Source organism: uncultured Ferrimonas sp., from assembly GCF_947489035.1.
Lineage (GTDB): Bacteria > Pseudomonadota > Gammaproteobacteria > Enterobacterales > Shewanellaceae > Ferrimonas.
In genome coordinates this window covers 13,426-34,721 of sequence record NZ_CANLCI010000020.1, presented here as the reverse complement: position 1 = coordinate 34,721, position 21,296 = coordinate 13,426, and the positions used below count along the sequence as shown (strand labels likewise).

The window sequence follows — 21,296 nt, the reverse complement described above, 5'->3', positions numbered from 1 at the left end:
GCTTAAGACTCTTGCTCGAGTTTCTTTTCCAAGTAGTGGATGTTGGTGCCACCGTTTTGGAAGTTCTCGTCGTCCATGATGCGTTGCTGCAGCATGGTGTTGGTCTTAATGCCGTTCACCACCAGTTCGCGCAAGGCGTTACGCATGCGAGCGATGGCGATGCCACGGTTCTCACCAAAGGTGATCAGCTTGCCAATCATTGAATCGTAATGTGGCGGTACGCTGTAGCCTGCATAGATGTGGCTGTCCCAACGAATGCCCATGCCGCCCGGTGGGTGGAAGTGTTCAATCTTGCCCGGTGATGGCATGAAGGTTTCAGGATCTTCGGCATTGATACGACACTCAATGGCGTGGCCTTTGATCTTCACTTCGTCTTGGGTGATCGACAGTGGCTGACCGGCGGCAATGCGCAGCTGCTCTTTGATCAAATCAACGCCGGTCACCATTTCGGTTACTGGATGCTCTACCTGAATACGAGTGTTCATCTCGATGAAGTAGAACTCGCCGTTTTCAAATAAGAATTCGAAGGTACCGGCACCGCGGTAGCCGATCTCCAAACAGGCACGGGAACAACGCTCACCGATGAACTTACGCATCTCGGCGGTGATCCCTGGCGCTGGGGCTTCTTCCACCACTTTCTGGTGACGACGTTGCATCGAACAATCGCGCTCGCCTAAGTGAATGGCGCTGCCTTGGCCGTCGGCCAACACCTGCACTTCGATGTGCCGTGGGTTTTCTAGGAATTTCTCCATGTAAACCACATCGTTACCGAAGAAGCTACCGGCTTCAGATTTGGTAATGGCGATCGCTTCAACCAGCTCGGATTCTTTACGAACCACGCGCATACCACGACCACCACCGCCACCAGCGGCCTTGATGATCACTGGGAAACCAATGCGCTTAGCGCACTGAATGTTGTAAGCGTCGTCTTCACCCAATGGGCCGTCAGAGCCTGGTACACAAGGCACGCCGGCTTTCTTCATGGCCGAAATGGCCGACACTTTATCGCCCATCAAGCGGATGGTTTCCGCCTTTGGCCCGATAAAGATAAAGCCGCTTTTTTCTACCTGTTCGGCAAACTCGGCGTTCTCAGACAAGAAGCCGTAACCTGGGTGAATGGCGATGGCGTCGGTTACTTCCGCAGCGGCGATCAACGCCGGTACGTTCAGGTAACTTTCGGTGGCTGGCGCCTTACCAATACAGATGGTTTCGTCGGCCAGTAACACGTGCTTCAGATCGCGATCGGCGGTGGAGTGCACCGCCACGGTTTTGATCCCAAGCTCGCGACAGGCGCGCAAAATACGCAGGGCAATCTCGCCACGGTTGGCGATGACCACTTTATCCAACATGGTCGGCTTCCTTATTCGATGATGAACAGCGGTTCATCAAACTCAATTGGGTCGCCGTTTTCAGCCAATACGGCTTTAACCACACCAGCTTTGTCAGCTTCAATCTGGTTCATCATCTTCATGGCTTCGATGATGCACAGGGTGTCGCCCACGTTTACGGTGTCGCCAACTTCAACAAATGACTTAGCGCCTGGGGTTGGGGCACGGTAGAAGCTACCAACCATTGGGCTGCGAACTTGATGACCGCTTGGGGTTGCGGCTTCATCGGCAGCGACTGGTGCTGCAGCCACTGGTGCGGCAACCGGCGCCGCCGCAACGGGAGCAGCCATTGGGGCTGGGGCAACTAAGGTGGTGGCGGCAGCCGCCGACGGAGCGGAGATCCGTACGCTCTCTTCGCCTTCGGTGATCTCCAATTCGGCAATGCCGGATTCCTGTACCAACTCAATCAGTTTTTTGATTTTACGAATGTCCATAGCGGCGCTTAATCCTGTTGTTCAATGTTCTGTAGATGACGGCAGGCGGCGTCGAAGGCATAGCGATAACCTTCGGTGCCCAATCCGCAAATCACGCCCACGGCCACATCGGAAAAGTACGAGTGGTGTCGAAACGGCTCCCGGCCGTGCACGTTTGATAGATGTACTTCGATAAAAGGGATGGCTACCCCAAGCAAGGCGTCGCGCAGTGCCACACTGGTGTGGGTAAAGGCGGCAGGGTTGATGACGATGAAATCCGCATCGGTTTGATGGATGGCATCGATCAGCGCTGCTTCGCTGTTGCTTTGTAAATGCGACAGGCGAACCTGTTGTCGGTTCGCTTGATTGGTAAGATTGTCGACCACATCCGCCAGCGTTTGTGAGCCATAAACCTCTGGCTCGCGGCGGCCAAGCAGATTCAAGTTAGGCCCATTAAGAACCAAAATGTGTGCTTGTTGCGACATCGTGCGGCAATCCCCAGCAAAAATAGGCTTAAAAGCAGTGAAGTGCAGCGAATGCCAAACTTCGTTCAGTTTTTTAGGCCATCCTAAATCAGTCGAGCCATTATAACGACATGTTCGGATATAGCAGCATTTTACTGGTCTAATCTCCGCATAATGCCGGCAATCTTTGCCTGTTCTGCCTTGTTTTTAAGCGGGTAGCGCGAGCGTCAGTCGAAGCGTTTGGTACGCAGTGCCTTGGTTTGGCCGTGCTTTGTTTTGCTGTCCATGCGCCGACGTTGCGAGGAGCGGGTGGGTTTGGTGGCGATGCGTTTTCGCTGCACCACCATCGCTTGCAGCAAAATGACCTTAAGGCGTTCGAGCGCGTCTTGTCGATTCATCTCTTGGCTGCGGTATTGCTGCGCTTTAATGATCAGCTTGCCCGAGGCGGTCAGGTTTGCGTGGCCGCGGCTGAGCAGTTGCTGCTTGTAGGAGTCCGGCAACGCTTTGGAGGCATTGATGTCGAAGATCAGCTGAATGGCGCTGCTGGTTTTGTTGACGTGCTGACCCCCAGGCCCTTGGGCGCGGATCATCTGCATCTCGATTTCGTGTGCAGGAATGGTAACGCGGGCAGACAGTTGCAGCATGGCCAAGCACTATATATTGATCGGGGTAGATAGGAATTGTCGCTTGCCACCGGCACAGAGGCAATAAAAAAGCGATGCCGAAGCATCGCTTTTTTGGTCTCGCAGCCAGCATTTACATGCTCAGTGCAGCGTGGACCGCTTGGTCGCCATTGTAGAACTTGGCCGCAACCGCGTTGCCGTTGCTGGTCAGTTCGAACTTTTCACCAGTTTTAACGATCTGGTAGTTAGCAGACTTGTCGGCGTTAAATACTACGTACATCGGTCCGGTAACGGTGTAGTCGTTACGTTCACGGCTGTGGATCACGTTCTCTTCGTAACGAACGGTGATCACTTGCTTGCCGTTAGACAGGTCGTGAGCATCTGCAGTAACGGAAACCTCGTTGCCGTTCACGGAGGTGGCGAAGAAGCCATCGTCCAGTTGCAGTTGTGCCGCAGAAGCGGTGGTGCTTAACAGTAGTGCAGTGGCAGCGGTGGCCAGTAAAGTTTTGGTGCGCATTGATGATTCTCCTTCCTTGTTACAGCTCCAGAAGGTACACCGTCGGCATCTAAACCGGGATGAACCCCATTTACCCCGTGACTTTTCTTAATCCAATCTTAGTCACTTGTTGAACAAAGATTGCTCTCTTTGTTCAGGGTTATGCATGTTTTACCACCGCCGGACCGTGAAGTGAACACACTAGTGAGAGCAACCTGTTAATTTGATGTTATTCAGTGTGAAAATATTGGAAACGGCACGGTTAACAGATCGGATCGTCGGTTTAACTTTGCTGTGACCTAAGTCACATTTCTCTGTTGGGGTGAAAAAAGTGGCATTTGCACCAAATTTTAACAAATGGCGTTGAATTTTTATGCAGATGTTAATCGTTTGTGTGTGTTTTGAATTTGGCTCAATTGACATGGCGCCATTGGCAACGGAATATCGTGCTGTTGTGAATCAAATCAGCCGCTTAAAGGAGCATTAACGGTGTCGTTGTTGCAGTTAGTGGTGGGGCCAGAAGCGCGCTACCAAATAGAACATCATGGGTTGGCCTCTGGCTTATTTGATAAGTGGATTGCCGCCAGTGGTGGCCCCAAATGGTTGCCTTTAGCCCCGCTGGAACGCCACTTGATTGAGCACTTTATTCCGGCACAGCAACCAATGACCTTTATGGGGACCTCGTCGGGGGCGTGGCGTTGCGCGGCTTTGTGCCACCCCGATCCGGTCAATGCCCATCAGCGATTGCAGCAAGGTTACATTGGCCAGTGGTACGAAGTGCAGCCCAGCCCTGAGGAAGTGGAACAGCAGTGTCGAGCGCTTCTTAGCCAAGCCTTTGCGGAAGCGGATCGTGCGGCGATGCTGGCGCACAGCCACCGCCACTTAAACCTGATTGTCTGTCATGGGCGCGGCTTGGTCGCCAGCGATAAGCGAGCCGTTGTTGCGGCTGGGGCGGCGATGAGTTCGCTGCTGAATCTGTTTGGCCGCCGTAATCTGGCGGCCTTTTGGCGGCGCTGGGTGCTGCACGCCAAAGCAGACACCCCCTTTGCAGGCATGACCGATCTGCCCAGCAGCAATACCCAGTTGACCGCCAATGGCTTGTTGGATGCGTTGCTGGCCAGCGGCAGCATTCCAATGGTACTGCGTGGGGTCAAAGATCTGCCCAATACCGAGCCAGGCTATTACTACGACGGCGGCGTAACCGATTACCATCTGGATCTGCCCGCGTTGCAGCACGGCGGTTTAACCCTTTATCCGCACTTCTATGCCAATGCTGCCCCGGGTTGGTTTGATAAAGCACTGCCGTGGCGTCGAGCCAGTGCCAACTTCCGTAAAGTGGCGATGCTGGTGCCTTCGCCGCAGTTTGTGGCGCGCCTGCCCGGCGGCAAACTGCCGGATCGCAGCGACTTTGCTCAGTGGAGCAATCAGCAGCGTACCGATAATTGGCATCGAGCCGTCGACATGGGCCACGAGCTGGTAGAGGCATTTACCCAGCTGCAGCAGGATCCCCAGCGTGGCATGGTGTCGTTAGGGCAAGCGTAATCGATTTAGGCGATGAGTTAAGTCGGCATAATATTATTGCAATGCAAATGATAATCACTACCATTAGGTCATTCTGTTTTGTTGCTGCCGAGGCTCGCCATGTTGAAAACCACTACGTTTGCGTTAATGCACTTCTCTATTGCGTTCTCTTTGGCGTATTTGATCACCGGCAGCCTGATGATTGGTGGCTTGCTGGCGATCATCGAACCTGCGGTGAACACCGTTGGTTACATCCTGCATGAAAAGCTGTGGCGTCGCGTTGATCAGCGCAAAGCAAGCCAACGTCGCGCTCAGCAAGGCGCAGACAGCCCCGCGTTAGTGCTTTAGCCACTATCGATTAGCACGTTCTGTTTTATCCACTTTTATTGAGGGTGATTGGCGCTATCCTAGTCGCCATTCCCCCAGTGCATTAGAGGCCCGCCATGTTACGAACCACCACCAAACTGCTGCACGTATCGATGGCATTCATGCTGGCCTATCTGCTGACCGTTACACTGTTAGTCGGTGGCTTATCGCTGGCAGGCTAAGCGTTGCACCCCAATCCATACCCGAGTAATGCCCTTGGTTTTTATCCCGAAAAAGCAGTGACTGTCTACACTTAGTCAGTACCGCTCTAGTAGGAGGCGCTATGAAACGCATAGATGCCACATTGTTGCCTATCGACGCACCGGTGTTGCCCCGAGGCCGCAAAGAGTTGCGGATCGTCACTCCGGGTCAATTACGGATGTTGGCGCAAAGCATGAAACAAGCCAACCAATGGTTGGTGGTGTGCATGAATCGAGAAGAGAAGGGCAGTTTGCCCTGCTATCCGGTTGCTACTCAGGTACGAGTGGTCGATTTTTACGTGTTGGAAGACGGCACCTTGTCGGTGGTGGTTGAAGGCCAGCAAAAAGTACGGATCTCGCAAGTGTGGGCCGAAGCCGATGGTGTGTGGATGGGAAAGGTGCTGCCGATGCCTAACTGGCCATCGCGGCCACTGGAGCAAACCTACGCCATGGTTGGGGAAGCACTGCAAAAGCTGTATCAAGAAGAACCGACCCTAGGCGAAATGTACCCCGAGCCAGAGTTAGAGGACGCCTGCTGGGTGAGCGAACGTTGGTTAGAGATCTTGCCGCTGGTTGAGCAAGACAAGCAGATGCTGATGGATCAGCCCGATTGCCGCAAAACCATGCGTTACGTGTTGCAGTTGATCCTAGCCAAGCACAGCGGCGCCTAAGTGGGGTTGGTTTAGCCTAGCTCAGCGCCCACCAGCCCGACGCAACTCAGAAAGAACAGCCCAGAGACAGCAACGCCCACAGGATTGTGGGCGTTGCTGTTTTGGTTATGGCGAACGGTTAAGGCGCCAACACCTTATCCAGATGCTCGGCAAATTTATCTGGCCCCATAAAGCCGGTAACCCGCAGGGTGCTGATCTCGTTGCCCTGTGGATCGAAGAACAACAGCGTGGGCAAACCCAGCACGTCGTAACGTTCCATGATCACCACGTCGATGTCGTCCATGGCGGTTAAGTCTGCCTGCAGCATCACCATGGTATTGGTGCGCTCGAGCACCTGCGGCGCTGGGAAGGTTTTGTGTTCAAACTCCTTACAAGCGACACACCAATCGGCGTACAAGTCCAGCATCACCGCTTTGCCTTGGGCGTTGGCTTTGGTCACTTCGGCGTTCAGATCGTCAATGGATTTGATCTTCACAAAGTTCAGCTGGGCATGTTCGGCGTTGTTCGATTCCATCACCGAGGTTAAGCCGTAAGAGATGCTGCCCATAAACGCCATGGTTAACACCACAAAGCGGCCAGCCTTCCACCAGCTGTGGCCGGTGTTGCTGTTGCGCCACAGCAGGTAGCCAAACAGGCTCATCCCCAGTGCCATCCACGCCAGATCCAAGTAAACCCCAGCCCAGATCCGCTCCAGCATGATTAAGCTGACCGACAGCAACAGGAAGCCAAACACGTGTTTGATGGTTTCCATCCACGCGCCCGCTTTAGGCAGCAGCTTGCCGCCAGAGGTGCCCAGCAACAGCAGCGGCAGGCCCATGCCTAACGACAAGGCGTACAGCGCCGAACCGCCCACCAGCAGATCGCCAGACTGAGCCACGTAGATCAGCACCCCAGACAGCGGCGCGGTGGTGCAAGGCGAGGCCACCAAACCGGAGATCAACCCCATCAGGAATACCCCCATAAAGGAGCCGCCCTGCTGCTTGTTTGATGCCAAGTTCAGTTTGGTTTGCAAGCTGGCCGGCAGTTGCAACTGGTACAGGCCAAACATCGACAGCGACAGCACCACAAACAAGACGGCTAAGCCAATCAGCACCGTTGGGCTTTGCAGCACCGCTTGGTACTTGGCACCGGCCGACGCCACCACCAGCCCTAAGGCGGTGTAGGTTAGCGCCATGCCTTGCACGTAGGTCATCGACAACGCAAACGCCTTGGTGCTGGATAACTGCTTGCCTTGGCCGGCGATGATGCCGGTTAAGATTGGGTACATCGGGAACACACAAGGGGTGAACGCCAGTAAGATCCCCAACCCAAACAGCGTTGCCAACACCAGCCACAGGCTGCCATTAGCCAGCATGGCGGCTAAGCCGTCTTGCTCGGTTTGTGGGGCGGCAGGGGTGCTGAGGTGAGCGGCAACGACGCCATCGTTGGCGGCCACCGCATTCAGCGGCACCTTAATTTTGGTGGGTGGGTAGCACAGCACCTTATCCAAACAGCCTTGGTAGCTGATGGTCAGCTCGTCGCCGCTGCTGGCTTGCAGGATCGGGACGCTCAGCTCGGCGCTGTTAAAGAACACCGGCAGATCGCCGAAGAATTCATCGCTGTGGATGGTGGCATCGGGGTAAGCCACGTCGCCCAACTTGGCGGCGCCGCTGACACTGAATTTGAACTTGTCTTGATACAGGTAGTATTGATCGCTGGCCATGGTGAAGTTCAACAGCAGCTGGTTGCCTTGCTGATCAAACTCGAACAGATAGGCCTGTTCTACCGGTAAGACTTGCGGTTCGTCCTTGAGAAAGTCAAAGCCAGCTGTGGCACTGCAACTGGCCAGTGTAAGCAGCAAATAGGTAAACAGATTTTTCATAATCAGCAGTTTTGTTTCATCCAATCCAGATAGGGCTGATGTCCCCATTGCACCGGCAATGCGATGATCTCCGGCACATCGAAGGGGTGTTGTTGACGGATGGCCGCCTCCAACTCAGGTAATTGATCACTGTGGGTTTTAATCAGTAGCTGGGTTTCGGTGTCCCGGCATAGCTGCCCTTGCCAGTGGTACATCGACACCACCCCCGGCACCATATTCACGCAAGCGGCTAACCCTTGGCTTAGCAATGCGGTGGCCACTTGCTCGGCAACGGCGTTGCTGGGGCAGGTGCACAAAACCACAACGGCTTGGTTCATATTGGCGAATTCTCTGGGGTTGATGGCGATCCAATGCCCGTCACTTTACTGCAGAAGCTGCGCTGGTGCACAGGATCTCCACGCAGTTCGTGAACTGACTTGAAATCAGACCAGCAATCCCCCATCTCTGTTGCATTGAAGATGAAAAAATGAGGTCGCTGTAGTGTTTCCACTCTTTGTATTGTTCGCGTTGATGCCGATCATTGAGATCTACGTATTGATGGAAGTGGGCTCGGCGCTGGGGGCTGGGGTTACCATTGGTATCGTACTGCTTACTGCCGCGTTGGGGGCATCATTAGTACGCAGCCAAGGGCTAAGCACCTTGATGAGCGTGCAAAGCCGCTTGAACCAAGGGGAGCTGCCCGGACTGCAGATCATGGAAGGCGTACTGCTGGCAGTGGCTGGGGTGTTGTTGGTGACCCCCGGGTTTGTGACCGACTTTTTAGGCTTGCTGATCCTGACCCCATTCACCCGAAAAATCATTGCCGCCGCCCTGCTGAAGCGGGTGAAAGTGGGTGGCGTTGGCGGCCAAGGTTTTGGTGCCCAGTTTGGCCAAGGGCCATTCGGTGGGCAAAGCCCGTTTGGTGGCCAGAACCCCTTTGAGCAACAGGGCAACACCTTTGATCACGAAGGCGACAGCCACAGCCCCTATGGCCGCGAACAGCAGCTGGGCGATGGCAACGCCACCAGCGCCAAAGGCAATGCCAAGCAAGAGGACGACGACATCATCGACGTGGATTTCAAACGCAAAGATTGATGCTGTACTTCTGCACGACATAACGCCGCTTGCGCTCAGCGCCAAGCGGCGTTGTTGTTGGTGCTGGCGGGGTGTCGTCGCTCGGGGGTGTTAGGGGTTGCAAAGGGGCTCGCCCTTGCCCACTGCCGGGCGATCCCGGCAAGAACCTGTACGGCCAACGGTTCACGCAAAACTGGCGTAACAGCTATGGGGACACCGCCGATCGCAGCTACAACCCAATCGACGCCGCGTCAGCACCGGCCCAAGGTGCGGCGCGGCGTTTTGCTAACTGCCAACACACCAAACCGGCAAAGCAGTTGGCGGCGGTCATGGCGATAAACACCCCTTGTGCCCCCGCCACGTATTGGCCGACAAAGGCCGCAGGCAGCAAGGTGCCCAAGCGGATGATGTTCAGCGACAGCGCTTTCAGTGGCAGATGCTGGGCATTAAGCAGCACCGAGTACAGAATCACCACCGCCAACAAGCCATAGCTGGCGGGCAGCCACAGCAGGTATTGGCTCAGCACCTGACCGGTTTCCGCTTCCACCGCAAACAGCGCCGCAATCTGGCTAGAGCACAGCCACACCAACAGATACAGCGCCATCTGCCATAACAGCAGCAGCTGCAAGCAACTGAACAGCGCATGGAACGCGCGCTTCATCTGCCCCGCGCCAATGTTCTGCGCCAAAAACGGGGTTAAGGTGCCAGACAGCGCCGTTACCGCAATCAGCATTACTCCTTCAATCCGCATGCCCACCCCAAGGGCAGCAACCGCGTGGGTATCAATCCGTGCCATCAAGGCGATCAACACCGCCCCCGCAGCGGGGTTAAGCAGGTTCGACAGGGTGCATGGCCGGGCAATGTGCAGCAGTTCGCGCCAATGTTGGCGCAGCCGCGTGAACTGCGGCTTGCTCGGCAGCTTATGTTTTATCAACAGCAGATACGCGGCCGCGCTGAACGACACCACCCACGCCATGAAAGTGGCCACCGCCGCCCCATGAAAGCCCAGCTCAGGGAACGGGCCGATGCCGAAGATCAGCAGCGGATCTAAGATGCCGTTGGTAACCGCAATCAAAATAGTGACCAAGGCAGGGGCTAAGGTGTAGCCGCTGGCGCGCAGCGCTTGGTTGGCTTGGATCTGTAGGATCAACAGGGTGATCCCCGCATACCAGGTGAACATGTAATCGTGAAACAGCGGCAACAGCGAGGCGTCGGCCCCCAGCAAGGCAAACAACGGCTTGATGGTGGCGATCCCCAGCAGCGCAATGCTGACCGAGATCAACAACGTCAACAGCAAGGCGTGGCTAACAAACTGCTTCGCTTCCTGCTGCTTGTTTTGCCCCAGCAGTCGCGCCAGATTGACCGAGACACCACTGCCCAACCCCAGCGCAATCGAGATGGTCATCAAGGTTGGGGCAAGGGTTAAGCCAAAGGCAGCAAGGGCATCACTGCCTAAGCGCGAAATAAAGAAAGCATCGGTAAGTTGAAACGCCAGCAGGCTTATCACCGCCAACAGGTTTGAACTGGTCATTCGGCTTAGGGTTGGCACCAGCGGACCGTTGAGCATGTCCAGCTTCTTCCTCATTCACCAACCTCTTTTTCTACCGTCGGCGTGGCTGCCGAACCGTAACTGCACAAAAATGAAGGGCGAGTTTACCAAGAGCGGCTGCACTGCGGCAAAGATCACGAAAGTAAATCGCGGCACAGCTAACAGCGGCAACTTTTTTCAGCCCCGCCCCTTGTATTTATACAGGCTAACCCCATATCCGAAATCAGTTAGCAGCTTGCTGCATTATGAACCCCTTACCGGATCCGTTTTAGGAGAGATAACAGATGACAATCCGTCCGTTGCACGACCGCGTTATCGTTAAGCGCACTGAAGTAGAATCTAAGTCCGCTGGCGGCATCGTATTAACCGGCAGCGCTGCCGAGAAATCGACTCGTGGCGAAATCGTTGCTGTAGGCAATGGCCGCGTACTGGATAACGGTGAAGTAAAAGCGCTGGACGTGAAGGTTGGCGACACCGTGATTTTCAATGAAGGCTACGGCGTTAAAGCTGAAAAGATCGACGGCGAAGAAGTGTTGATCATGTCTGAATCCGACATCCTAGCGATCGTCGAATAAACCTTTTCTGTAGCAAGATTCTAGAAGGAGCTAACAATGGCTGCTAAAGACGTAAAATTTGGTAATGACGCCCGCGTAAAAATGCTGGCTGGTGTAAACGTACTGGCTGACGCGGTAAAAGTAACTTTGGGGCCAAAAGGCCGTAACGTGGTTCTGGACAAAGCCTTTGGCGGTCCAACCATCACCAAAGATGGCGTATCTGTAGCGAAAGAGATTGAACTGGAAGACAAGTTCGAGAACATGGGCGCACAGATGGTGAAAGAAGTTGCTTCTAAAGCCAACGACGAAGCGGGCGACGGCACCACCACCGCCACCGTACTGGCGCAAGCCATCGTGGCTGAAGGCTTAAAAGCCGTAGCGGCGGGCATGAACCCAATGGATCTGAAGCGCGGCATCGACAAAGCCGTAGTGGCTGCCGTTGCCGAACTGAAAGAGCTGGCGTCCCCATGCGCTGATTCCAAAGCGATCGCACAGGTGGGCACCATCTCGGCTAACTCCGACACCATGGTGGGTGAAATCATCGCCACCGCGATGGAAAAAGTTGGCCAAGAAGGCGTGATCACCGTTGAAGAAGGCCAAGCGCTGGAAAACGAACTGGATGTGGTTGAAGGCATGCAGTTTGATCGCGGTTACCTGTCGCCTTACTTCATCAACAACGCCGAAAACGGCAGCGTAGAGATGGATTCCCCGTTCATCCTGCTGGTTGATAAGAAAGTATCCAACATCCGTGAATTGCTGCCAATTCTGGAAGGTCTGACCAAAGCCGGTAAGCCACTGCTGATCGTTGCTGAAGACGTGGAAGGCGAAGCGCTGGCCACCTTGGTTGTCAACAACATGCGCGGCATCGTTAAAGTTGCAGCGGTTAAAGCCCCAGGTTTTGGCGACCGTCGCAAAGCGATGCTGCAAGACATCGCTATCCTGACTGGCGGCACCGTGATCTCTGAAGAGATCGGCATGGAGCTGGAAAAAGCCACTTTGGAAGATCTGGGTACCGCCAAGCGTATCGTTATCTCTAAAGACAACACCACCATCATCGATGGCGCTGGTGAAGAAGCACAGATCAGCGGTCGCGTTGCTCAAATCAAAGCGCAAATCGAAGAATCCAGCTCTGATTACGACAAAGAGAAGCTGCAAGAGCGCATGGCCAAACTGGCTGGCGGCGTAGCAGTAATCAAGGTGGGTGCCGCCACCGAAGTGGAAATGAAAGAGAAGAAAGATCGCGTTGAAGATGCCCTGCACGCAACCCGCGCAGCGGTAGAAGAAGGCGTAGTGGCTGGTGGTGGTACCGCACTGGTACGTGCCGCAGCGAAACTGGCGGATCTGACTGGCGACAACGAAGATCAAAACGTCGGCATCAAACTGGCACTGCGCGCGATGGAATCGCCATTGCGTCAAATCGCCTACAACGCCGGTGTAGAAGCCTCTGTGGTAGCCAACAACGTGAAAGAAGGCCAAGGTAACTTCGGTTACAACGCCGGTAACGACACCTACGGCGACATGATTGAACTGGGCATCTTGGATCCAACCAAGGTAACCCGTTCTGCGCTGCAATTTGCCGCTTCCGTAGCTGGCCTGATGATCACCACTGAAGCGATGGTATCTGAGAAGCCACAAGAAGCCGCAGCAGCCGGTGCCCCAGACATGGGCGGCATGGGCGGCATGGGTGGCATGGGCGGCATGATGTAATCGTGCGGTAGCCCGTTGGGATAAACCCCGACCTACCTAGAAAACGCCGACTGAGGAAACTCAGTCGGCGTTTTTGTTTGTCTGGCGTTTAGGGGATAAATCTCGCGTCATTGTTCGATTACGCCTGCGGCTAATCAAACCTACGGCATGATGGGGGAACCGGAGCGCCGAGGTGGTGGCTATAGGTCGGATCAGCCCGTGTTTTTGGGGCGTTAACCGGCGTTTGGCTGCTGCAACCCCGTACCAGCGTTCGATTACGACTGCGGCTAATCAAACCTACGGCATGGTGGGGAAACTGTAGTGTGAATGTGATCATCGTAGGTCGGATTAGCCCGTGTTTTTGGGGCGTAATCCGACGTTTTGTTGCAACCCCGCCCCAGTGTTCGATTACGCCTGCGGCTAGTCAAACCTACGGCATGGTGGAGAAACCGTAGTGCGAATGTGATCATCGTAGGTCGGATTAGCCCGTGTTTTGGGGCGTAATCCGACGTTTTGTTGCAACCCCGCCCCAGTGTTCGATTACGCCTGCGGCTAATCAAACCTACGGCATGGTGGAGAAACCGTAGTGTGGATGTGATGGTCGTAGGTCGGATCAGCCCGTGTTTTTGGGGCGTGATCCGGCGTTTGGCTGCTGCAACCCCGTACCAGTGTTCGATTACGCCTGCGGCTAATCAAACCTACGGCATGGTGGGGAAACTGTAGTGTGAATGTGATCGTCGTAGGTCGGCATTAGCCCGTGCTTTTTGCGGGCGTAATCCGATGTTTTGTTGCAACCCGCCCCAGTGTTCGATTACGCCTGCGGCTAATCAAACCTACGGCATGGTGGGGAAACTGTAGTGTGAATGTGATCATCGTAGGTCGGATTAGCCCGTGTTTTTGGGGCGTAATCCGACGTTTTGTTGCAACCCCGCCCCAGTGTTCGATTACGCCTGCGGCTAATCAAACCTACGGCATGGTGGGGAAACTGTAGTGAGAATGTGATCGTCGTAGGTCGGCATTAGCCAGTGCTTTTTGCGGGGGTAATCCGACGTTTGCGCTGCGACAGGGTATCTACGCCGTACCGTGCTCTTTCGCCAACAGCACAGCGTTGAACGGTGTACTGCAACGTGAGGCTGAGCAACAGGATGTTGCGAGTGCATCGCAAAACCAAGGATGGTGTATCGATGCCGTGCCTAAGGCAATGGGGATCCCAAAGGGAGGATCCCCCTCTTTTCTACGAGCTTGTGTGCCGTCGCCACCGCGACCGCTCCCTTGGGTAAGTTACCGGCAACGCTGAAAAGGCTCTATTGCCGCACCGTTACTGCTTCTGCAGCACAAACATCTGATAGCCAAATTCCCCAAGGTGGTTGGCGTAGATGTCGAGCTCGGTTTCAATGTCGGCAATGGCTTGGGAGTCGCTCATGCTCGGCTTCAGTTGGTTGACTCGTTGCTGCAGTGGCTGGGCGTAACCGGCCCACGCGGCCTCGCTTAAACTGAAGTGAGTAAGCACTTGATAACCTGCGGCTTCAATCTGCTGCAGCCGTGTGCTGACGTTGGTCATGGCGGGGTAGTCGTTGTGCCAAAACGCTTTGGCGGCGGCGCTGGGCTGCTCGGTTAGCCACACCAGATCGCTCATGACCAAGCAGCCTTGGGCTTGCAACAGTGGTCGCCACTGCTGCAGGGCTTGTTCTACCCCCATGATGTAGGCGCTGCCTTCACACCAGATCAGATCAAAGCGGTTTGGTTGGAATGGCAGGGCGGTCATGCTGGCACAGTGGGGCTGCACCCGCTCGCCAAAGCCCAGTGCGGCCATCTTTTCGCTTAGCTTGGCCAGCGCGGTCTCTTCGTTGTCGATGGCGCAGATCTGCGCTTGGGTGTGCTCGGCCAATAGGGCGGTGGCAAGGCCATTGCCACAGCCAATTTCCAGCAGCTGCTGAGGGGCAGCGGGCAGGGCGGCCAGCGCGCGCAGGCTGTCGGTTGCAGAGCCGGGGCCCCAGCGTTCTAGGCCGTTAAAGATGGCCATAAAGTCGGCCATGTAGCTGTCGTGTTGATTCATCTCTTTTGATAACCATCGTAGTCGTAGGGCTTGTTTCTCGGTAAACCCTTGGGTGATTAACCATTGCATGTGTGCGTCTGGGGCTAGGGCATCTAACTGTTGGTGCCACTGCTGCAAATTGGCGTTGCCGAGCAAGCCGTTCAGCAGGGCATGGGCTTGCTGCTTAGCGGCGATCTCTTGCTCTAGCTGTTGCAGCCGCTCGCTGAGCATGGCCCGATCAAGCTTGGCTTCCAGGCAGCGTTTGCACTGGGCGAGGGTAAGCCCGCCCGCTTGCAGTTGCTGGATCAGCCGCACCTGTTGCAGATCGCTGTCGTGATAGACGCGATAACCGTTGGGCTGGCGCTGACCGTGGATCAGCCCCAGCTTTTCGTAGTAGAGCAAGGCGGTGCGAGACAAGCCGCACAGCTTGGCCAGTTGCGTTATCTGGTACATCCGTAAAGTGGTTCCTTAGCGGCAAACTGCCCCGACGTGATGGTTACGATAAAGTATAAAGCTATAGACAGGTCAAGCGGCTTAGGCGGCAAAGTGGGCTTGGTTCGTCGCTGGGGGTTCATCGCTGGGGATTCGCCGCTGGGGATCCGCCCGTGGGTATTCGCTCGTGGGTATTGCTCGGTACAGCGTAGCCGCCGCGGTTGGCGACAAGGGTTGAAACCAAAAACCGACGTTCGAAAACGTCGGCGATATGGGGGATTGCCAATCGCCTTGGCTCAGCTGGCTTGGCGTTAGCCCGCGCCGGTGGCGGGCGTAAGCGGATGGGTTAACCCACGCTGCGGGCACAACCACGCCCGGCTTCTTTGGCGGCATAGACTCCAAGATCCGCCTGTTTGATCAGCGCTTCAAAGTTGTCACCGCAGGGCAGTTGGGTAGCAACGCCTAAGCTGATGCTGCCGTGCCAGTGGGCGTCGCCGGTTTGCACTTGCAGGGCGGCCACCTTAGCCACCAGCTGCTGGGCTAAGGTGTTGGCGCCAGTGGTTGAGGTATTAGGGCAGAGGATCAGAAACTCATCGCCACCAAGGCGACAGACCATGTCGTCGGTGCGTACTCCCGCTTGCAGATTGCGGGCAAGTTCTATCAGTACCCGATCGCCGCTGTCGTGGCCGTAACGGTCGTTCACCTGTTTGAAGTTATCGGCGTCCACCAGCATCGCGGTCAGCGGCCGTTGCTTGATGGCGCCTTCTTGCCACATCGCTTCCAGCGCCTGCATGCCATGACGGCGGTTAGGCAGCTGGGTCAGACTGTCGGTTAACGACAGGGTCTTGAGTTCGTGGTTGGCTTGGTGCAAGTGCTCGGTACGCTCGGTTACCTTGGCTTCCAAACTTTGGTTCAGTTGGAACAGCTCTTGGTTGCGGGTACTGACTTGGGTAAACAGCCGACTAATGGCATCCAATAACGTGCTGGTGGCGGGATCTCGGCTGCGCTGCTGGGCCTCAAACGCCGCTGCTGGGCTTACCCCGGCGTCGATCTGTTCTAACTGCCGCGCCATGTTTTGATCTTGGCCAAGAATATGGAACGCGAGCCAATGGGTTAGAAAATCCAATAAATAGGTGGCGGAGGTTTCGTTATTCACCGCCTGCAGCGCGGTTACTTCGCTGAGAAAGTGGTGATGCTCTTCAACGTGGGGCTGCAGGTGGCGCGGATCGATCTTGTTCGCCGCCATTAACGCTTCTTCATCTTGAAAGTGATGGGTGGCGTAGTTGGCTAAGGTTTGGATCAACGCTTGCGCTTTGTCTTGTTCAAAGCGGTTCTCGGTAAGCAACTCGCCCAGTTCGTTGATCAGCTCAACCAGTTGGTGGTGCTGGTCATCAACGCTGGCAAAACCGGTGACAAAGTTGCGGTTCCATTGGAAGGAGGTCATGGGGGTAATCTGCGGTAGCAATTCTCGCCGCTATAGTAGCCATTCGTCTGGATTGCGCCTGCGAAGCGGTCGTGATTATTGGGATAAAACCGCCGAAATTGTGGGTTGATGCGGGCAGCGGCGATTGGAGTGTGCTAACGCGGCAGTATCACTTTTAACCATCCGTGTGGCCACCACTGAAAGCAGGGCATCACGTCTTTCTTCGCAACCATAATTGTCGTAAGTTGAAGCGACTTCGACATTATTTACAGCGCGTTAGCGATTTGTTGCTGTGGTTTATTGAACAAAATTGAATCTTTTGCGGCACCCCCCCTCTAAAGATGTGAATGAGTTACGGCAGTGAGGAACGGCAGATGAAAAAACTGGTTTGGTTGGCGGCAGCGCTGATTAGTAGTGCGGCAGTGGCCGCAGAGCAGCCGTGGCCTCAACAAGACGGTGATGTCACCGTGGTGTGGCAAAAGCCCAGTGAGTATCGCGACGTAAAAGCGGCGTCTGGGATCCAGTCTCGTTATCAGAATCATGTGTTCGCCAGTTTGGGCAAGCACATGCAAAAGAAGATCACCCCCAAGCTGCAAGCGGGCAGCACCATGGTGATCACCGTAACCAATTTGGATTTAGCCGGTGATGTGCGCCCCACCTTTGGTGCCACAGCCAATGACATTCGGGTGGTGAAATCGGTGTACCCACCGAAAATGGATTTCACTTACCAACTTAAAGACGGCAACGGCAAAGTGGTTGAACAGCAGCAAGTGAAGCTGAATGATTTGGGTTTTGATTCTCGCAGTTCGCTGCGTTACAGCAATCAGGCGCTGCACTTTGAAATGACCATGATCGACGGGTGGGTTAATCGTAAGTTGGTGCCTTCGCTGGCAAACCGTTAACGCTACGCAGATTCAAGAACAACAACGCCGCCCCTGTGGGCGGCGTTGTTGTGTGTGCAGTGCCGTTATTTGGCTTTAATCTGCGCGCGCAATTGCGCCAAGGTGGTTAACAGCAGTTCCAGCTGTTTGACCATCTTGGCCAGTTGCTGATTGTCTGGCTGCTGTTCAAAGGCGATGAGGGTTTCACCGAGCTCTTTAATGTAGGGGCCAAAGCGGTTGGCGCTGGTGCTAAAGCCTGCGTCGTCGGCAAAGATCGTAGCGAATTTTCCCTGACCATCTTTTTGCAGTTGATCCAGCACTGCATCGGCGTCGATCCCTTGTCGGTAAGCTGTTTGTAAGCTGTTGCGGAATTGATCAATGATGGTTTGGTAAGACACGGCGATTCCTCTTGTTGAATTGGGGGGAATTATAGGTAGCACGCTATTGGGACTCAATAAGAGGGTAAGGATGATCCGCTTTTTATCTATCACACTGATGCTATCGGTGCTGTTGTTGCCCAGTCGCTTGCTGGCGGCGCCATCGGATCGGCCGCTGTTTTATCAATTGCAGCTGGGGCAACAACAGGGCTGGTTGCTGGGATCTATCCACGTGGGCAAAGCCGACTTCTACCCGATGGCGGCGATCATTGAACGGGCCATTGTTGATGCCGAGGCGTTGGTGCTGGAAGCCAATCCGAATGATCCCCAGTTGCCGCAGTTGTTTGCCCAGTACGCGCTGGCTAAGCAGCCATTGCCCGCGGCGTTGGCGAAGCAGATCCAAAGCCGCTGCGATCAGCTGCAGTTGCAGTGCAATTTGGATCTGGCGCCGTGGTTGCTGAGTTCGCAAATTGCGGTGGGGCTGATGGCGAAACAGGGCTATTCCGCCCCCTTTGGGGTGGAAAGCCAGTTGTCGCAGCGGTTTGCCAACCGACCGCTGTTAGAGCTTGAGGGCATGACGCAGCAGATGCAGCTGTTTGATTCGTTAAGCCGTGACGCCAACTTGCAGATGGTGCAAGCGGCCATCGCCGAGGTGGATATAGAACAGATGGTGTTGGCGTGGCGGCAGGGCGACCGCGCTGCGTTGCAGGCGCTGTTTTTACAAGAATACGAAAACGATGAGTTGATGCAGTTGTTGCTGGTGCAGCGCAATCAACAGATGGCCAAGAAAACCAAAGCCTTGCTGCAGGAGCAATCGAAGCTGTTGGTGGCCGTTGGCGCCGCGCATCTGCTGGGGGAAAGCAGCGTGGTGGCATTATTGCGGCAACAGGGGGTTACCGTTACCGATTGTTGGCGCAGCCAGTGTCGTGCAGTGGAATAGCGGATTCGGTGGAAATGAACGGCCAGTGGCTGCTACTGGCCGTTGCCGAGCTGGCTAGTCTTGGCGCTGCAGATAGCGAATTAAGATGGCCAGATCTTGGGTGGCAGCAATGGGATCGTAGCCTTGGCTGCGGGGATTAAAGTAGCCGTGGGGCTGTTCGCTGATCACCAGATCGGCGTGTTGATTTAACGCACTTTGCTGCGCCTTTACCCCGTCGTCGTCTTGGCATAACCACAGTTGCGTTGGGCACTTGGGCGCCAGTTCGGCTTCGGTTGGGATCTGACTGCCGTACACCAGCGCGGCTTTGTTTACCTTGTTGGATTGCGCCAGCAGTGGCCACGCGGCGTTAGCCCCTGCGCTAAAGGCCAGCAGGTTAATCTTACCGTCGGCGTTATCAAGCCGTTGCTGCAGCTTCTGTTGATAAGCACGGGCGCTGCAGCGGCGTTGAAAGTAGCCATAGGCATCGGCATCGCTGTTAAACACAAAGCGCTGGCCGCTGTAGGGATCCAGCACCGTTACCTGTGGAAAATGCTGCGCCAGCTCGGCCAGTAATGGATCAAGCGTTTGGTGTTGGCCCCAGATGTCGGTAACCAGTAGCAGTGGTGCGGTCATGATACTTCCTTGAACATTCCGATCTGGCGCTAATGCTAGCGTTAGCCTAAGTGCAGATCAATCGGGGTTTTCGATGCTTGGCCGCCCACTTCGCGCACTAACTTTGGCACCAAAAAGCCCGGCAACTCGGCGATAAGCGCCGCCATGATGGTGCGGGCTTGGTCATCACTGACTTCAAAATGGCTGGCTCCGGCCACTTTATCCAACTGATGCAGGTAATAGGGCAGCACGCCCACCTCGAACAGGCGTTCGGACAGTGCCGCTAATATGGGCGCGCTGTCGTTAATGCCCTTTAGCAGCACGCCTTGGTTCAGCAGCGTCACCCCTGCGGCGGCTAATTTGGCCAGTTGTTGCCCCAGAACATCGCAAATCTCATTGGCGTGGTTGATGTGCAGCACCAGCACGATTTTCCACGGCGCCTGCTGGCACAGGCGGATAAAGTCGTCGGTGATGCGATTGGGGATCACCACCGGTAAGCGGGTATGAATGCGTACGCGCTTAAGGTGTTTGGCTTGGCGCAGTTGGGCAAACAGATCGGTTAGGTGATCGTCCCGCGCCATCAACGGATCGCCACCAGAGAGCAGCAGCTCGTTGATGTTGCTGTCGTGATTGAGGTGATCGATGGCGGCGGCAATCTCGGCTTGGCCGACCTTATGATCCTGATAAGGGAAGTGACGACGAAAGCAGTAACGGCAATTGACCGCGCAGCCGCCGCGCAACATCAGCAGCGCCCGCGACCGATATTTGTGCAGCAATCCTGGTGCGGCGGTGTCTTGTTCGTCGGTGGGATCGGTATTAAACCCAACGCGGTCGATAAATTCCGAGCCAATCGGCAACACCTGTTGCAGCAGCGGATCCTGTGCGTCGCCGTGGCGCATTTTGGCGGCAAAGGCGCGGGGCACCCGCATCGGAAACAGCTTGCGGGCTTGCAAACCGTCGCCATATTGCTGGGGATCTAGCCCCAAAAAGGCCAACAGTTGTTCGGGATCGCTAAAGGCGTTCGCCACTTCATGTTGCCAACGGCGGTCAAGGCACTGCACAGAATCGGGATTTCGGGTTATCATTACGCGGTTAATATCAACGGAATTGCTGGAACTAAAGAAGATGGCATCTTACACCACGAACGATTTTAAAAGCGGCTTAAAAATAATGTTAGACGGCGAGCCGTGCAGCATTATCGAAAACGATGTATTTAAGCCGGGTAAAGGCCAGGCGGTAAACCGCGTTCGGATCCGCAAGCTGCTGAGTGGCAAAACCTTCGAAAAGACCTTTAAGTCTGGTGAAGCTGTTGAAGGCGCGGACGTGATGGATTACGACTTGGCTTACCTGTACGAAGATGGTGAGTTCTGGCACTTCATGAACAACGACACCTTCGAGCAGATCGCTGCCGACGAGAAAGCCGTTGGCGATGCGAAGAAGTGGTTGGTTGAACAAGACGTTTGTACCCTGACCCTGTGGGATGGTCGTCCAATCGTGGTTACTCCGCCAAACTTCGTTGAGCTGGAAGTGACTGAAACCGATCCTGGCCTGAAAGGCGATACTCAAGGTACCGGCGGCAAGCCAGCCACCTTGTCTACTGGGGCGGTTATCCGCGTACCACTGTTTATCACCATCGGTGAAACCGTAAAGGTTGATACCCGCAGTGCTGAATACGTTGAGCGTGTGCGCAAGTAATTGCCGCCAACACCCTTAACGACAAAGAGTGGGCCTAGGCCCGCTCTTTTTGTTTCTACCGTTTAAACTGGAGTGCT

Annotated in this window: 22 protein-coding genes; 9 read left to right on the top strand and 13 right to left on the bottom strand. The window is 55.2% G+C overall.

Features of this window, described 5'->3' with window-relative positions; translation table 11 throughout:
• Positions 1 to 2: 2 nt before the first annotated feature.
• The 5 genes from accC to Q0796_RS12640 all read right to left on the bottom strand — a co-directional run bounded on the left by accC (position 3) and on the right by Q0796_RS12640 (position 3,405).
• Positions 3 to 1,349, bottom strand: coding sequence for an acetyl-CoA carboxylase biotin carboxylase subunit (gene accC / locus Q0796_RS12660; RefSeq protein WP_298443797.1), 1,347 nt, complete (start codon positions 1,347 to 1,349; stop codon positions 3 to 5).
• Between the two features lie 11 nt (positions 1,350 to 1,360).
• The gene (accB, locus tag Q0796_RS12655; protein WP_298443794.1) at positions 1,361 to 1,822 is read right to left on the bottom strand and encodes an acetyl-CoA carboxylase biotin carboxyl carrier protein; all 462 of its coding nucleotides are present in this window, start codon (positions 1,820 to 1,822) and stop codon (positions 1,361 to 1,363) included.
• Positions 1,823 to 1,830: 8 nt separating this feature from the next.
• Positions 1,831 to 2,286 carry a type II 3-dehydroquinate dehydratase gene (gene aroQ, locus Q0796_RS12650; RefSeq protein WP_298443792.1) on the bottom strand — a complete coding sequence of 152 codons (456 nt, stop codon included), beginning with the start codon at positions 2,284 to 2,286 and terminating at the stop codon, positions 1,831 to 1,833.
• A 206-nt stretch (positions 2,287 to 2,492) separates the two neighbouring features.
• Entirely contained in the window at positions 2,493 to 2,909 is a 417-nt protein-coding gene (arfB, locus tag Q0796_RS12645; RefSeq protein WP_298443790.1) for an alternative ribosome rescue aminoacyl-tRNA hydrolase ArfB, read from the bottom strand.
• Positions 2,910 to 3,021: 112 nt separating this feature from the next.
• Entirely contained in the window at positions 3,022 to 3,405 is a 384-nt protein-coding gene (locus Q0796_RS12640) for a DUF2057 family protein (protein WP_298443787.1), read from the bottom strand.
• A gap of 468 nt (positions 3,406 to 3,873) precedes the next feature.
• Here Q0796_RS12640 and Q0796_RS12635 point away from each other — a divergent pair, with 468 nt between their 5' ends.
• The 3 genes from Q0796_RS12635 to Q0796_RS12625 all read left to right on the top strand — a co-directional run bounded on the left by Q0796_RS12635 (position 3,874) and on the right by Q0796_RS12625 (position 6,142).
• Positions 3,874 to 4,926: a patatin-like phospholipase family protein gene (locus Q0796_RS12635; RefSeq protein WP_298443784.1), complete on the top strand. Its 1,053-nt coding sequence runs from the start codon at positions 3,874 to 3,876 to the stop codon at positions 4,924 to 4,926.
• A gap of 99 nt (positions 4,927 to 5,025) precedes the next feature.
• On the top strand, positions 5,026 to 5,253 hold the full coding sequence (locus Q0796_RS12630; RefSeq protein ID WP_298443782.1) for a DUF2061 domain-containing protein: 228 nt from the start codon (positions 5,026 to 5,028) through the stop codon (positions 5,251 to 5,253).
• A 301-nt stretch (positions 5,254 to 5,554) separates the two neighbouring features.
• Positions 5,555 to 6,142 (top strand): LON peptidase substrate-binding domain-containing protein, encoded by a 588-nt coding sequence (locus Q0796_RS12625; RefSeq protein ID WP_298443779.1) that lies wholly within the window; start codon positions 5,555 to 5,557, stop codon positions 6,140 to 6,142.
• A gap of 118 nt (positions 6,143 to 6,260) precedes the next feature.
• Here the strand turns inward: Q0796_RS12625 and Q0796_RS12620 are convergent, their stop codons facing one another.
• Both Q0796_RS12620 and cutA read right to left on the bottom strand, forming a co-directional pair.
• The gene (locus Q0796_RS12620) at positions 6,261 to 8,003 is read right to left on the bottom strand and encodes a protein-disulfide reductase DsbD (protein ID WP_298443777.1); all 1,743 of its coding nucleotides are present in this window, start codon (positions 8,001 to 8,003) and stop codon (positions 6,261 to 6,263) included.
• 2 nt (positions 8,004 to 8,005) lie between these two features.
• Positions 8,006 to 8,320: a divalent-cation tolerance protein CutA gene (gene cutA / locus Q0796_RS12615; protein ID WP_298443774.1), complete on the bottom strand. Its 315-nt coding sequence runs from the start codon at positions 8,318 to 8,320 to the stop codon at positions 8,006 to 8,008.
• A 163-nt stretch (positions 8,321 to 8,483) separates the two neighbouring features.
• On the opposite strand from cutA, the gene Q0796_RS12610 reads away from it, so the two are divergent.
• Positions 8,484 to 9,077, top strand: coding sequence for an FxsA family protein (locus tag Q0796_RS12610; RefSeq protein WP_298443771.1), 594 nt, complete (start codon positions 8,484 to 8,486; stop codon positions 9,075 to 9,077).
• A gap of 208 nt (positions 9,078 to 9,285) precedes the next feature.
• On the opposite strand, the gene Q0796_RS12605 is transcribed toward Q0796_RS12610, so the two are convergent.
• Positions 9,286 to 10,641: an MATE family efflux transporter gene (locus Q0796_RS12605; protein ID WP_298443768.1), complete on the bottom strand. Its 1,356-nt coding sequence runs from the start codon at positions 10,639 to 10,641 to the stop codon at positions 9,286 to 9,288.
• A 248-nt stretch (positions 10,642 to 10,889) separates the two neighbouring features.
• Here Q0796_RS12605 and Q0796_RS12600 point away from each other — a divergent pair, with 248 nt between their 5' ends.
• Positions 10,890 to 11,180 (top strand): co-chaperone GroES, encoded by a 291-nt coding sequence (locus tag Q0796_RS12600; RefSeq protein ID WP_298443765.1) that lies wholly within the window; start codon positions 10,890 to 10,892, stop codon positions 11,178 to 11,180.
• 36 nt (positions 11,181 to 11,216) lie between these two features.
• The gene (gene groL, locus Q0796_RS12595) at positions 11,217 to 12,866 is read left to right on the top strand and encodes a chaperonin GroEL (protein WP_298443762.1); all 1,650 of its coding nucleotides are present in this window, start codon (positions 11,217 to 11,219) and stop codon (positions 12,864 to 12,866) included.
• Between the two features lie 1,297 nt (positions 12,867 to 14,163).
• On the opposite strand, the gene Q0796_RS12590 is transcribed toward groL, so the two are convergent.
• Both Q0796_RS12590 and Q0796_RS12585 read right to left on the bottom strand, forming a co-directional pair.
• Entirely contained in the window at positions 14,164 to 15,333 is a 1,170-nt protein-coding gene (locus tag Q0796_RS12590; RefSeq protein WP_298443759.1) for a MerR family transcriptional regulator, read from the bottom strand.
• A gap of 325 nt (positions 15,334 to 15,658) precedes the next feature.
• The gene (locus Q0796_RS12585; protein WP_298443755.1) at positions 15,659 to 16,756 is read right to left on the bottom strand and encodes a GGDEF domain-containing protein; all 1,098 of its coding nucleotides are present in this window, start codon (positions 16,754 to 16,756) and stop codon (positions 15,659 to 15,661) included.
• Between the two features lie 353 nt (positions 16,757 to 17,109).
• Here Q0796_RS12585 and Q0796_RS12580 point away from each other — a divergent pair, with 353 nt between their 5' ends.
• Positions 17,110 to 17,637: a DUF3016 domain-containing protein gene (locus Q0796_RS12580; protein WP_298443754.1), complete on the top strand. Its 528-nt coding sequence runs from the start codon at positions 17,110 to 17,112 to the stop codon at positions 17,635 to 17,637.
• Positions 17,638 to 17,702: 65 nt separating this feature from the next.
• Here Q0796_RS12580 and Q0796_RS12575 read toward each other — a convergent pair whose 3' ends face one another.
• Positions 17,703 to 18,014, bottom strand: a complete 312-nt coding sequence (locus Q0796_RS12575) for a prephenate dehydrogenase (RefSeq protein WP_298443751.1) — start codon at positions 18,012 to 18,014, stop codon at positions 17,703 to 17,705.
• A 70-nt stretch (positions 18,015 to 18,084) separates the two neighbouring features.
• On the opposite strand from Q0796_RS12575, the gene Q0796_RS12570 reads away from it, so the two are divergent.
• The gene (locus Q0796_RS12570) at positions 18,085 to 18,933 is read left to right on the top strand and encodes a TraB/GumN family protein (protein ID WP_298443749.1); all 849 of its coding nucleotides are present in this window, start codon (positions 18,085 to 18,087) and stop codon (positions 18,931 to 18,933) included.
• A 54-nt stretch (positions 18,934 to 18,987) separates the two neighbouring features.
• On the opposite strand, the gene Q0796_RS12565 is transcribed toward Q0796_RS12570, so the two are convergent.
• Positions 18,988 to 19,545, bottom strand: a complete 558-nt coding sequence (locus Q0796_RS12565; RefSeq protein ID WP_298443747.1) for a dienelactone hydrolase family protein — start codon at positions 19,543 to 19,545, stop codon at positions 18,988 to 18,990.
• A gap of 41 nt (positions 19,546 to 19,586) precedes the next feature.
• Positions 19,587 to 20,609, bottom strand: coding sequence for an EF-P beta-lysylation protein EpmB (gene epmB, locus Q0796_RS12560; protein ID WP_298443744.1), 1,023 nt, complete (start codon positions 20,607 to 20,609; stop codon positions 19,587 to 19,589).
• Between the two features lie 40 nt (positions 20,610 to 20,649).
• Between epmB and efp the strand changes: the two genes are divergently transcribed.
• Positions 20,650 to 21,219 carry an elongation factor P gene (gene efp / locus Q0796_RS12555; RefSeq protein ID WP_298443741.1) on the top strand — a complete coding sequence of 190 codons (570 nt, stop codon included), beginning with the start codon at positions 20,650 to 20,652 and terminating at the stop codon, positions 21,217 to 21,219.
• The last annotated feature ends 77 nt before the right edge of the window (positions 21,220 to 21,296 follow it).

Excerpts from the sequence above, each read along its gene's own strand:
- aroQ (WP_298443792.1), bottom strand. The coding sequence starts at position 2,286 with ATGTCGCAACAAGCACACATTTTGGTTCTTAATGGGCCTAACTTGAAT.
- Q0796_RS12590 (WP_298443759.1), bottom strand. The coding sequence starts at position 15,333 with ATGTACCAGATAACGCAACTGGCCAAGCTGTGCGGCTTGTCTCGCACC.
- efp (WP_298443741.1), top strand. The coding sequence starts at position 20,650 with ATGGCATCTTACACCACGAACGATTTTAAAAGCGGCTTAAAAATAATG.
- Q0796_RS12620 (WP_298443777.1), bottom strand. The coding sequence starts at position 8,003 with ATGAAAAATCTGTTTACCTATTTGCTGCTTACACTGGCCAGTTGCAGT.
- Q0796_RS12605 (WP_298443768.1), bottom strand. The coding sequence starts at position 10,641 with ATGAGGAAGAAGCTGGACATGCTCAACGGTCCGCTGGTGCCAACCCTA.
- Q0796_RS12625 (WP_298443779.1), top strand. The coding sequence starts at position 5,555 with ATGAAACGCATAGATGCCACATTGTTGCCTATCGACGCACCGGTGTTG.
- Q0796_RS12640 (WP_298443787.1), bottom strand. The coding sequence starts at position 3,405 with ATGCGCACCAAAACTTTACTGGCCACCGCTGCCACTGCACTACTGTTA.
- Q0796_RS12580 (WP_298443754.1), top strand. The coding sequence starts at position 17,110 with ATGAAAAAACTGGTTTGGTTGGCGGCAGCGCTGATTAGTAGTGCGGCA.
- Q0796_RS12585 (WP_298443755.1), bottom strand. The coding sequence starts at position 16,756 with ATGACCTCCTTCCAATGGAACCGCAACTTTGTCACCGGTTTTGCCAGC.
- Q0796_RS12600 (WP_298443765.1), top strand. The coding sequence starts at position 10,890 with ATGACAATCCGTCCGTTGCACGACCGCGTTATCGTTAAGCGCACTGAA.
- cutA (WP_298443774.1), bottom strand. The coding sequence starts at position 8,320 with ATGAACCAAGCCGTTGTGGTTTTGTGCACCTGCCCCAGCAACGCCGTT.
- Q0796_RS12565 (WP_298443747.1), bottom strand. The coding sequence starts at position 19,545 with ATGACCGCACCACTGCTACTGGTTACCGACATCTGGGGCCAACACCAA.
- arfB (WP_298443790.1), bottom strand. The coding sequence starts at position 2,909 with ATGCTGCAACTGTCTGCCCGCGTTACCATTCCTGCACACGAAATCGAG.
- groL (WP_298443762.1), top strand. The coding sequence starts at position 11,217 with ATGGCTGCTAAAGACGTAAAATTTGGTAATGACGCCCGCGTAAAAATG.
- epmB (WP_298443744.1), bottom strand. The coding sequence starts at position 20,609 with ATGATAACCCGAAATCCCGATTCTGTGCAGTGCCTTGACCGCCGTTGG.
- accC (WP_298443797.1), bottom strand. The coding sequence starts at position 1,349 with ATGTTGGATAAAGTGGTCATCGCCAACCGTGGCGAGATTGCCCTGCGT.
- Q0796_RS12630 (WP_298443782.1), top strand. The coding sequence starts at position 5,026 with ATGTTGAAAACCACTACGTTTGCGTTAATGCACTTCTCTATTGCGTTC.
- Q0796_RS12570 (WP_298443749.1), top strand. The coding sequence starts at position 18,085 with ATGATCCGCTTTTTATCTATCACACTGATGCTATCGGTGCTGTTGTTG.
- accB (WP_298443794.1), bottom strand. The coding sequence starts at position 1,822 with ATGGACATTCGTAAAATCAAAAAACTGATTGAGTTGGTACAGGAATCC.